This is a genomic window from Bacillus luti, assembly GCF_001884105.1.
GTDB classification, from domain to species: Bacteria; Bacillota; Bacilli; order Bacillales; family Bacillaceae_G; genus Bacillus_A; species Bacillus_A luti.
Window position 1 is genome coordinate 58,256 of sequence record NZ_MACI01000022.1, and the last position, 6,532, is coordinate 64,787.

Below are 6,532 nucleotides of genomic sequence, written 5' to 3' on the forward strand. Positions count from 1 at the left end.
GGAGGAGGACCATCATGCTACGTCTTATGAAGCTAGAACTGAAGAAATTTAAACTCGGCTGGTACGTGAAGAGAGCAGTAATTGCAAATCTTGTTATACTGGCATTATTGATTTTTGTTAGCATCGTTTCTCAAATAGAGGGAGATCCAGAAATAAGAGATCCGCAGGCGATTTTGTTAATGGCTAGTTCAATAGTAAGAGCAACATTTATTATTTTTGGTGCTATACTAATAGCTAAGTTAATAATTGATGAATATAAAAACAAAACAATATTATTGATGTTTTCTTATCCAATTAATCGGAAGAAAATAATGATTAGTAAGTTGGCTATTACAGCAATATTAACATTCATAACAGTTATTTTATCTAATATTTTTGTAGTAGGAATTTTCATTGGAATAGATAGTTATTTTTCGATTCTTTCTAATCCATTTACATTAGATCAATTGATTCAAGAAGGGATAAATCTCGTTCCTTTAGCCATTGCCACTGCTGGAATAAGCTTAATTCCTCTATACTTCGGAATGCGTAAACGTTCAGTGCCAACTACTATTGTTTCGTCTATTATAGTTGTACTAATCGCAATTAATAACCCACCAATATTTCCTATAGCGACCTTTCTTCCTCTTCAATTCGCATTTGCAGCGATTGGTGTGGCGATTGCTTATTATGGGATTAGAAATATTGAGAGAGAAGATGCAATATAAAGTTTCACATGAAACAAGTTACAGGAAAAGACAAGGTGAATCAATACCTTGTCTTTTTCTGTCGTTACATTTTTGGAGCTTCCATCCCGGCCGCAGCCCATTCTTCTTTTGCAGGACCATATACGCCAGGGACTGTTAAGCCAGCTTGTCGCATTAAAACTGTCATTTGTCCGCGGTGGTGATTTTGATGATTAATAAGCGTCATTAAAAATATAGAATTCGGCATAGGGCGACCAAAGAAGTCATTAATAGTCGCTAAGTCTTTATCAGTCCATTCACTTTGAAGTGCTTCAACAAAAGCTGCATTTACTTTACGATATTGATCAGCAATTGTTGTAGCAGAAGTCGGTACAGGATAATCTTTCGTTTCCCCTTCAAACTTAAGCCCTGTGCCAGATAGCATAACCGGAATGGCCGTCACGATATGCCAAGCAACTCTGCCTAACGTCCAGTGTCCAGGTGCAATTTCCTGTGATAAAGATTCATCTGTTAATGCATCGAGCATCTTCTGAGTAGATTCAGCCTCGTATTTCCATGATTGTAAAAAGCCTTCAATTGTTTGGTACATAGTTATCCCTCCTAATTATGTTCATAGGTTAAGTTCGAGACACTTGATTTATTCCCTTTTAATAGAAAAAAATTCATTACATATTGTTACAATATAAAAATAATTAGAAAATATTTGTAGAATTGTCAGGAATCGAATGTGTTCATTCGTATATATAACGAATAGAGAATGGGATAAAGCGTGGTGATAAGGGTGAAAGATATAGAAATAGTAGAAGGTCTTCGAAAACAGGATATGTTAGCTTTACATACAGCAATTGATCGATATGGGGGGTTAATTTATAGGGTGGTTCACAGTGTGTTAGATACGGCACATAGTAAGGTGCTAGTGGATGAATGTGTTGATGATATTTTATTAATCGTTTGGTACAACATTAGCAGTTACGATGAAAATCGTGGGAAGTTTAGGAATTGGCTTATATCCGTTGCGAAATTTAAAGCCATTGATTATAAACGAAAAAGTAATAAGGCTTACCAATTACAAGAGTTTCATCAAGAAATATATGAAGAAGGGGAAGATGTTAATTTAACAACAGAAGAGCGAAATCATAATTTTTACGTCTTAATTAAAGAATTGAACGAAAAAGATAAGGAAATTTTTATAAAAAGGTATTTAGATGAATATAGCGTACAAGAAATAGCACTTGAATTCGGTATGACCCGAGATACGGTGTATAGCAGGCTTTCGAGAGGGAGAAAGAAATTGAAGAAGCTGTTAGGAGGGAAAAGAAATGAATAAAGAAAAATTGCTTCAGGAATTAAATAATTTGCAGTATGGTGATAATTTTGTAGAAGATTATAGAAATGATAAAAAAATAGATAAAAAGAAAATAGATCGTACAAAAGAAGTTGTAACAAAAACAATTTTAATGAAACGTTGTTATGAGACCGTACAAGAAGAATCACAGGGGAGTGAAGAGGTTTTATATAGTATGTTTACTGAAAATCCTTGCGTGAAAAACTGGCAGACAGGTATAACGATGACATTAGGGGTAGGCGTTCTTGCGATGAACTTCGGTATTAACAATGTGCTAATCGTTACAAATAAAAAGTTATATGTGTTTTTTGTGGATCGTTATTATAATGAAGTGGACTTAAAAGTATGTTTATTAAACGAAATAGTTTCTATAAAAACAATATTAGACCGTAAAGGTGGAAGCGAATTTCTTTATATAAAGTATAAAAATGATAAAGAATACGTATTGTTAGGAAATGCTGATGATTACAGAGAGTTATTTCAAATAGTAGGTGGATTGAAAATAGCAACCGGAATAGAATTAAGATTGCTGGATAAAAAATTAAAGAGAAAGTTAACGTTAAAACGTAGTATATTCAATATAATTATGTATTCACTTGTTATATATTTTATGTACAAAGCTTATATTAATTTTATCCCGCATTAACGGGCAGTAAAACTCCTACTTTAAAATTCGGCTGGAGTGAAGAAGTGGGAGATGAACAAAACCCTACTGATTATAGTTTCACTTTATGCCATGATAGAAAAGCCAGCTTCATATATGAAGCTGGCTTTTAATTAACCTTCTTTCCACTTTTCCTCATTAACCATAAGAAATAAGGTGCCCCAAGTACAGCAACGACAAGACCAGAAGGAATTTCTTTCGGATATGCAATTGTTCGTCCTAGTAAGTCAGCAATGGAAAGGAGGATTGCTCCAAACAGTGCTGAACAGACGAATAGTCTTTGGTGATTCATCCCAACAACGATTCGCGCTAAGTGTGGTGCGACAAGGCCTAAAAAGGCAATCGTACCGACAGCAGCGATATTTACTGATGCAAGTAGTGTCGCTAACACGATTAGAGCAAGACGCGTTTTATTTACCGGTTGTCCGAGTCCAGTTGCTAAATCATCCCCAAGTACAAGAACATCGAGTTGCTTTATTAAGAAAAAGATAATGAGTACGAGAATAAGTGATGGATATAGAATAATATTTTCTAAGTGATTCCATCCTCTTGCATACGTACTGCCTGATAGCCACGTTAAAGCAGCAGCCACATTTAAATTCGCTCTAACAATAAAGATTTGAATAATTGCTGAGCCAAGCGCGGAAATGCCAATCCCTATTAAAGCGAGAGCTGTTGGACTAAACCCTGATTTCCAAGAGAAGAAGAGGACAATTCCAACTGCAAGTAGTCCGCCAATAAATGCACCAATTGGTAGGAAGAAACCAGGAAGTGCAGGAAAGACATACATAATAGTTAAAGCACCAACACCAGCCCCCGAGGAAATACCAATGATAGAAGGGTCTGCAAGTGGGTTTCGTAATATACCTTGGAAAACAAGTCCGCTTATTGCAAGGCAAGCGCCAGCAATAGCGGCAACGAGCATTCTTGGTAAACGAAGGTTCATCATCATATTTTTGTCAAATTGTGTTAATTGACCTGATATAACATTTGTAATGCTTTCGATATAAGCGTTACTACCAATTGTAACACCAAGAGCAATCGTCACAATACAAAGCGTAATAGATATAATGATTACCTTTTTATAAGAGTAATAGCGGGAACTAGCTCCGGCTGCATTTGCACCGTTATCATTCATATATTGTTTCGATTTCATCATTCGATACACTAAGTAAATAAGCCAAGGCGATCCAATCATTGCCGTGACTGCCCCAACAGGAAGTTCTGCACCGGTTGGATCTATTAATCTACCGACAACATCTGCTCCAAGTAATAAGACTGCCCCCCATAAGAAAGAAGAGAGAAGAAGAGTAAAGTGCTGACGGTAGCCAATAAGACGCATTAAATGTGGTGCAACTAAGCCCACAAAACCGATTGGTCCAACAACAGTAACAATTACTGCTGTTAAAAAGATTGCGGCAATGAAGGCGATAAGACGTGTTACCGCTATTTTTTCACCAAGAGAAACAGCCACATCATCACCAAGTAAGAGAATGTTGAGTTTACGAGACATAAATAGTAAAACTAGGAAAGAAATAATGATAAATGGAAAAGCAAATTGAACGCCATCCCAGTTATTTTGAATAAGAGACCCAGCTCCCCATAAAAATAAACCAGCTGTTTCATTCTCATAGAACAGTTGCATCGTTCCAGTAAAGGCAGAAAGCATTAATGTAACGACCATACCAGCTAATGCCATTCTAAGTGGGGTTCCCTTTTTTCCACCAGAAATACGGTATACAAATAAAGCAGTAATTGCACCACCGATAAATGTGAAAAGAAGTGAGTTAATTTGCAAACCTTTCGGTAAGAAAATTGTAGCAGTTACTAGAAAGAAATATGCGCCAGAGTGAATACCCATTGTACTGGATTCAGCAAGTGGGTTTTTTGTTAACGTTTGTAAAATAACTCCAGATGCAGCAAGAGCACCTCCGGCTAAAATAGCAATTACGGCTCTAGGTAATCGAAGCATGATTAAAGTTTGATGCTCTAGCGATTGATTCGGTGAGATAAGAGCATCCATAATCATACTATAGGAAATGTTCGCTTGACCTTGTCCGATATGAATAAAGAAAAGGAGGAGCAAGAGAGCTGCTCCTCCTCCGAATACAAGACTTGCTCGAAGTGTATGTTGTAAGCTATTCATCGTGTAATCACTTCTTCGCTGTCATTACATCTGCTACTTGTGTTGCTAAAGATTTTGCAGATTCAGGACCACCGAAAATCCAAGTGTCGCCTTTTAATTTATACATTTTGTTTTCTTTTTTGAACTTTAATTCTTCCCAAGCAGGGTTGCCTTTTAGTTGCGTGTCAAAAATGTTATCTTCATCCGCTACAATGTAAATGAAGTTTGAATCTTGTACACTTTGTAATGATTCTACAGTTGTTTGTTTGAAACCATCTGGCTCAGATTTTCCTGCTTCAAAAGTATTTGTTAAACCTAATTTTTTTGTAACCTGTAAAGCTACAGAATTGTCAGTTAAGATACGGAATGTTGGCACGTTTTTAGCTGTAAATGCTTGTGTCATTGCGATGTTTTTATCTTTTAAGTCTGCTTTTTCAATTTTTGCTTTTGCATCAGCGAATGTTTTATCCATATCAGCTAATACTTTTTTACCTTCTTCTTCTTTTCCAACTGCTTTTGCAATTTGTTTAAATGTTTCTGTCATTTCAGCAAAGTGATCGTTATTGCTTGTTGATGGATCGAACATAACTGTTGGTGCAATTTGTTCTAATTCGTTTTTAATAGCTTTACCACGGAATGATGCAGTAATAATTAAGTCTGGTTTTAGACGGCTAATTTCTTCTAAGTTTGGTTGTTGACGTGTCCCTACATCTACAACATCTTTACTTGGTTTTGTTGGTGTATTTACCCATTTATTATAATTCTTAATGTCTGCCATCCCTACTGGCTGAACACCAAGTGCTAATAAGTCTTCTGAATATACCCACTCAAGTACAACAACTTTTTTCGCTGGTTTATCTAATTTTGTTTCCCCTTCAGCGTGTTTAATTGTTATAGCTTGCTTCTTATCGTCTGTCTTTGTTTCTTTGTTCTCCTCTTTTTGCTGTCCACATCCAACAGCGAATAGAAGGACTACTATGAAAATACTGAGAATTTTCTTCATCTTCTGCCCCCAAATAATTTTTTTACTTGTAATAAACGACACTGAAAATCGTTATCAATTATAACAACCAAATCATACTATGAGGATATTTTAAGTGTCAATATTTTTTTAAAATTTTGACGAAAAGCAATGAATTATATGGATTTTACTATATGTATGAACATTTTAGAAGAGGAATTTCGTTTAAGCAGGAAGGCGAAAGTACAAGCAAAGTGAGAGAATGTCGCATGTAATAATTATTAGAATGTATGGAATTAATGCGTGTTTATCGCTATAGAATACAGTTTTTTATTATTTGATATGTGTTTTCTAATTCGTTGCTTATGCTTAAAAGATTGAATTTGAAGGAAGGGATCAGCATGTCTTCATGGCTCAATAATACAAATGGATATTGTGGGTGTAATAATCAAAATGGTGTACATGTTGATTCATGCTGTTTTAGTTGCGATGGGACAGTTCCTAAGCTTGGTCCAACAGGTCCAACAGGTCCGACGGGAGCGACAGGAGTAACGGGAGCAACAGGTGAAACGGGAGCAACAGGTGAAACAGGAGCGACAGGAGTAACGGGAGCGATAGGGGCAACAGGAGCAACAGGTCCAACAGGTCCAACAGGAGCAACAGGAGCAACAGGTGAAACGGGAGCAACAGGAGCAACGGGTCCAACGGGTCCAACGGGTCCAACGGGTCCAACGGGTCCAACAGGTCCAAC

The 6,532-nt window shown here is 36.5% G+C and carries 6 protein-coding genes and 1 pseudogene; 4 read left to right on the plus strand and 3 right to left on the minus strand.

The window, feature by feature from the left end:
* Positions 1 to 14 precede the first annotated feature (14 nt).
* On the plus strand, positions 15 to 707 hold the full coding sequence (locus tag BAQ48_RS06305; RefSeq protein ID WP_071710429.1) for an ABC transporter permease: 693 nt from the start codon (positions 15 to 17) through the stop codon (positions 705 to 707).
* 64 nt (positions 708 to 771) lie between these two features.
* On the opposite strand, the gene BAQ48_RS06310 is transcribed toward BAQ48_RS06305, so the two are convergent.
* A complete protein-coding gene (locus BAQ48_RS06310) occupies positions 772 to 1,275 on the minus strand; it encodes a DinB family protein (protein ID WP_071710430.1) in 504 nt (167 codons plus the stop codon).
* Between the two features lie 183 nt (positions 1,276 to 1,458).
* On the opposite strand from BAQ48_RS06310, the gene BAQ48_RS06315 reads away from it, so the two are divergent.
* Both BAQ48_RS06315 and BAQ48_RS06320 read left to right on the plus strand, forming a co-directional pair.
* On the plus strand, positions 1,459 to 2,013 hold the full coding sequence (locus tag BAQ48_RS06315; RefSeq protein ID WP_071710435.1) for a sigma-70 family RNA polymerase sigma factor: 555 nt from the start codon (positions 1,459 to 1,461) through the stop codon (positions 2,011 to 2,013).
* Positions 2,006 to 2,677, plus strand: coding sequence for a septation ring formation regulator EzrA (locus BAQ48_RS06320; RefSeq protein WP_071710431.1), 672 nt, complete (start codon positions 2,006 to 2,008; stop codon positions 2,675 to 2,677). Before BAQ48_RS06315 ends, BAQ48_RS06320 begins: the two co-directional genes overlap by 8 nt.
* 127 nt (positions 2,678 to 2,804) lie before the next feature.
* Here the strand turns inward: BAQ48_RS06320 and fhuB are convergent, their stop codons facing one another.
* Both fhuB and BAQ48_RS06330 read right to left on the minus strand, forming a co-directional pair.
* Positions 2,805 to 4,841 (minus strand): Fe(3+)-hydroxamate ABC transporter permease FhuB, encoded by a 2,037-nt coding sequence (gene fhuB / locus BAQ48_RS06325; protein WP_071710432.1) that lies wholly within the window; start codon positions 4,839 to 4,841, stop codon positions 2,805 to 2,807.
* A gap of 7 nt (positions 4,842 to 4,848) precedes the next feature.
* On the minus strand, positions 4,849 to 5,823 hold the full coding sequence (locus tag BAQ48_RS06330) for an ABC transporter substrate-binding protein (protein WP_071710433.1): 975 nt from the start codon (positions 5,821 to 5,823) through the stop codon (positions 4,849 to 4,851).
* Between the two features lie 359 nt (positions 5,824 to 6,182).
* On the opposite strand from BAQ48_RS06330, the pseudogene BAQ48_RS06335 reads away from it, so the two are divergent.
* Positions 6,183 to 6,532: pseudogene (locus BAQ48_RS06335) on the plus strand (collagen-like protein); the annotation flags it as partial.